The organism is Oleiphilus sp. HI0086 (genome assembly GCF_001635225.1).
The window spans coordinates 1-4,283 of record NZ_LWFZ01000650.1 but is presented as its reverse complement, the minus strand read 5'-3'; the positions used below and the strand labels follow the sequence as shown (position 1 = coordinate 4,283).

Annotated in this window: 6 protein-coding genes and 1 pseudogene; 3 read left to right on the top strand and 4 right to left on the bottom strand. The window is 41.3% G+C overall.

Annotated features, from left to right (window positions below; all coding sequences use genetic code 11):
* A partial coding sequence (locus tag A3756_RS09005; protein ID WP_156490379.1) for a DUF3108 domain-containing protein occupies positions 1-325 on the top strand: 325 nt, incomplete at its 5' end.
* Between the two features lie 15 nt (positions 326-340).
* Positions 341-724 (top strand): MmcQ/YjbR family DNA-binding protein, encoded by a 384-nt coding sequence (locus tag A3756_RS09000; protein WP_068553366.1) that lies wholly within the window; start codon positions 341-343, stop codon positions 722-724.
* A 38-nt stretch (positions 725-762) separates the two neighbouring features.
* On the opposite strand, the gene A3756_RS08995 is transcribed toward A3756_RS09000, so the two are convergent.
* The 3 genes from A3756_RS08995 to A3756_RS08985 all read right to left on the bottom strand — a co-directional run bounded on the left by A3756_RS08995 (position 763) and on the right by A3756_RS08985 (position 2,944).
* On the bottom strand, positions 763-981 hold the full coding sequence (locus tag A3756_RS08995) for a hypothetical protein (protein WP_068508004.1): 219 nt from the start codon (positions 979-981) through the stop codon (positions 763-765).
* Between the two features lie 117 nt (positions 982-1,098).
* A complete protein-coding gene (locus tag A3756_RS08990; RefSeq protein WP_068553365.1) occupies positions 1,099-1,974 on the bottom strand; it encodes an endonuclease/exonuclease/phosphatase family protein in 876 nt (291 codons plus the stop codon).
* A 64-nt stretch (positions 1,975-2,038) separates the two neighbouring features.
* Positions 2,039-2,944 (bottom strand): sterol desaturase family protein, encoded by a 906-nt coding sequence (locus tag A3756_RS08985; protein WP_068510320.1) that lies wholly within the window; start codon positions 2,942-2,944, stop codon positions 2,039-2,041.
* Between the two features lie 115 nt (positions 2,945-3,059).
* Here A3756_RS08985 and A3756_RS08980 point away from each other — a divergent pair, with 115 nt between their 5' ends.
* The gene (locus tag A3756_RS08980; protein ID WP_068510326.1) at positions 3,060-4,067 is read left to right on the top strand and encodes an AraC family transcriptional regulator; all 1,008 of its coding nucleotides are present in this window, start codon (positions 3,060-3,062) and stop codon (positions 4,065-4,067) included.
* On the opposite strand, the pseudogene avtA reads toward A3756_RS08980, so the two are convergent.
* Positions 4,064-4,283 (bottom strand): annotated as a pseudogene (gene avtA, locus A3756_RS27635) (valine--pyruvate transaminase); the annotation flags it as partial. The gene A3756_RS08980 and the pseudogene avtA overlap by 4 nt on opposite strands.

The window sequence follows — 4,283 nt, the reverse complement described above, 5'->3', positions numbered from 1 at the left end:
CCTTAGCTATCAGTTGCAACTTCTACGAGAGCTAGACAGTCCCTCTCCTCGTCTGGATTTCCAAATAGCACATAAGAAAAAACTTAGACCCAGCACGTTCGTAAAAACCGGTGAAGAATTAATCACTACAAAGCTTGGTGAGGCCAAAGCGCTGGTCGTAAAAAAGGTTCGCGCAGATGACAGCAAACGCCAGACCTACCTATGGGTTTCAGAGAAATACCCTATGCTTCTTCTCAAAATGACACAGATAGAGAAAGATGGAGAAGAGTATGAAATACATCTAGAGACAGCTAACGTTAACGGCACAGAAGTCACCTTTAAATAGCCAAGAGCAAAGCGCATGAACTACGAGACAGCAAAACAGTACTTACTATCAAAACCTGAAGCCAGAGAAGACTACCCTTTTGGCCCAGATGTTATGGTTCCGAAAATTAAGGCTAAGATGTTTGCTACGCTTGGCGTTAATGACAACATTGCCCAAATGAACCTAAAGTGCGACCCGAATCAAGCAAACGAACTACGCGACCTTTTTGAAGCAGTAAAGCCCGGTTACCATATGAACAAGCTTCACTGGAATACTATAATTCTTGACGGGAGCATCCCGGTCGGTGAAATTGAACGAATGATCGACCACTCCTACAAACTTGTCGTAAAAAAGCTGAGAAAAGCCGAACGCCAAGCATTGGAACTGAGTTATGGAAAAGAAGCTTTGTATAAAGATTAGCGAAGACAGGCTAGTCAGTATTCTTACCAGCCAGCAAATTAATCATCATCCTGCATAGGAATTATATACTTCCCCGACTCGAGACCCGATATTCGCTCATTAATCATGGTTTGCTCGGCGCCTGATAAGGCAAGCGACTCATTATTGGGATAAAATCTGTACTCTTCTTTATCTCCGTCAAATTTTATTTTACCCAGAATTTGACCGCTATTACTTATGCAATCAAGCTCTTGCTGAATTGGCCAGAACAGCACCATTTATCACTCCCTCTTAAAACAATTCTATCTCCGAATAATAATCGCAGATAATACTTGCGCAAACAAAAGATTTAAGTAGTTAGGCAATTTGAACGCTTGCAAGCTTAGCAATTGGCGTTAACGTAAAATAGCAACAATCGCTGGATGATCTGAGTAGCTGCCGGTGGACACCGCGTAATCATCAAGACAGGTCAACCCACGATACAAAATATGGTCAACTAGAGACTTCTTGCGGTGCTTGGGTTTTGAGTGAGATTCTATACTGTCTTGCATTCTGCAACTACTGGCTGATAATAAGGAACCTTTAGCTCGTAACAACTTCAACACTGTAGAGTTCGCTGTATCGTTAAAATCCCCTAAAGCAATAACCTTCGCGACTTTAGTCGAGGAAAAATCGTTTGCTTCGCGTTCAACGGCTTTCGACAGCGCCAATGCCTGGCTTTCACGCTTTAAGCGCTTGCTCTTGCTATCATTTCGCTTCGATAGAAAATGAGAGCTTATAACTGCGACTTGCTCCCCGGAAGCATTATCTAAGTAGAAGCGTGCACCGACAACCTTACTCAGACACTTTTTCTTTTTGACACCATTGGTTTTTCCGCAAGGGAAGCCGTAGTTTGTTAAACTACCTTTGACTGGTTCCAAACGGCTGATTAAGGCAACATCTTGGCCCGTTGCCGTATCCCTTCCCTGTGTAAAATACGCTTTCCAGTCTTTGCCAAAACGGTTTGCCAAATCGATCGCAACGTACTTATTTTCAATTTCTGACACCGCTAGAATATCTATCCTATGCTCTCTAACAAGCTTCGCATAGAATGCCAGCTCAGTTAGGTAATCCTTCTTTGACATGTCTCGTATCGTCACTTTACTACCGTCAGCTTTACCGTCATAAGGGGTCCATAGCCATTCGGTATTTAAAGTCATTACGCGAAGCTCTGCGTTTAAGCCTGTACAACACAATATACAGACCCCCATAATCATAGATCGAATTACCATTAGGGTTTCACTCTTTTCTGCGAGCCTCCATCATAGCAAGAACCTATAGACCGTTACGACAAGGTTACGGAACATTTGTAGCGGATATTGTTTGATCGCGCGGTTCGTCATGCAAATTAGACGACTGATACTTATTTACATAAGCAGGAGACTTATAGAATATCTTGAGGTCCCTATATTGAATAACATCTTTAAACATCTGGATAAATTCATCCAGGTTCAAGCGAATTGGATTCAGGGTTGTCGGTTGTCGCTCAGTTAGTCCGTAAACAACCTTACCCGCATCACGCTCATCTACGAAGGTTCCAAACAAGCGATCCCAGATTATTAACACGCCACCAAAGTTTGTATCGATCTGCTCCGGTTTGCAGCCATGATGAACCCTGTGGTGCGAAGGTGTATTGAAAACCTTTTCAAATACTCCCAACCTTCCAATAAGCTCGGTATGAAGGAAGAATTGATAAGACAGGCTTAATTCAATCGCAATTAAAGCAAGATCTTTGTCGAAGCCAATGATTGCTAGTGGCAACCACCAGATCATCCAGCCAAAATTAACATCCATTAAAAAGTTTTGGCGCAAAGCGGTAGAAAAATTCATAATTTTAGACGAATGGTGCGTTACATGTATTGACCATAACCAACGTATTTTATGCATACCGTAGTGGTAGATATAAAAGAAAAAATCGCATGCGATAAATAGGAATAGGTAACTCAACAAACCATCTTCAATTTTATACTGAAACCCGTATTGAGCAACAAACTCATAAAATGCCTGAATAAACAGGGCAATAGCAATCCCATCGAATATTTTATAAATCCCACCGGTTGCAATATTCGTTAGCGTTTCCTTTAAATGGTAGGCATCTTTTCTTCCCTTCCTATGCCAGTACCAAGCCTCAAGACAAATAATTGATATAAACACGCTGCCAAAAAGCATAATAAAGCCCAAGGCATGTAGTAAGTCGCTCATGAATTGCTCCTTCAAACTAATCAGTAATTAAAGCTAGTTTATTCCACAAGCAGCATCTATTATTGTCATAGCAATAATATTTTTTGACAATCTGCGCCACCATTACAATCAGCTTATGAATTCTTTAAATGATTTTTTTATCTCTCGGGATGTTGTCGGATACCTACAGACCTTTATTAAGCAAAGCGGTCTTAGTCTTCCGTTGTATGAACAGAAGCTTGACTATTTATCCGCTAAGCAACATATGTCTTTTGCACAATGGTGGCGTTTATTAGAAGAATTAGAAGCGCTAACGCCATACGACGCGTTGGGCCTTGAAATAGGAAGGTATATAAAGGTTGAGCATGTAGGCGTACTCGGCTACCTGTTTCGCACGGCCAGAAACGTGGGTGAAGCGTTAGCTTGCTTCAAACGATTTCAGGGCTTGATCTACGCAGGAAGTCTTGCACACACGGAACTAAATCCTGACAATTCATTTTGCCTGGTGTGGAACCCGGATTACGGTTATTCAAGCCAATGTTCCGACGAATTATTACTTAGTGCAATGGTGACGATAGTTAATGAGATTATTTTCCCGAAAAAATTAAATCTTTCAGCCATTCACTTTACGCAAGCTTTAAGTGATGACCGAGCTAAATCGTGTAAAAATTATTTTTGTTGTCCTGTTTACAGTCAGCAAGAAAAGTTGTCTATCGCCTTCTCGGTAAGTGATCTAGATATTCCAATTCCGCACTCTGATATCACACTTCACGGCATACTAGGCAAACAAGCAGAAGACTTACTAATAAGCCTACCAGATTGCGACACCTTTATAGCCGAACTTACCGATACGATTATTCGCTGCTTACATGAGGGTGATGCTGATACGAATACCGTCGCTTCGCGAATCAACATGTCTGAGCGTACGCTTCATCGTCGCTTAAAATCAAAAGGTAAAGTTTTTAGAGATATTCTTCAGGAAATAAGAAAATCGATGGTAATAAATTACCTAAAAGATCCGAAACTGACGCTTTCCGAAATTGCCTTGCTGCTAGGTTATAGCGAACAAAGTAGTTTTACCCGCGCATTTTCTACGTGGTACAAGTGTTCACCGCTTCAGTATCAAAAGCGCTACCTGTCTTAGACAGAATATGCCCTTTTAATCTCATCAGCGATGATACGAAGCCCTTTATCGACCAGAACATCATCTTGTGAATAGGTTATTCGTAAGCATTCGGATTTATGCTTCCAATTGTCATCACTTAAGCCCGGAAAAAAGTGATGCCCGGATACAATTAATACACCTTTGTCTTTCAACTTCTCATACAACTCCTGGTTACTTAAGGGGCAATCTTTCAAC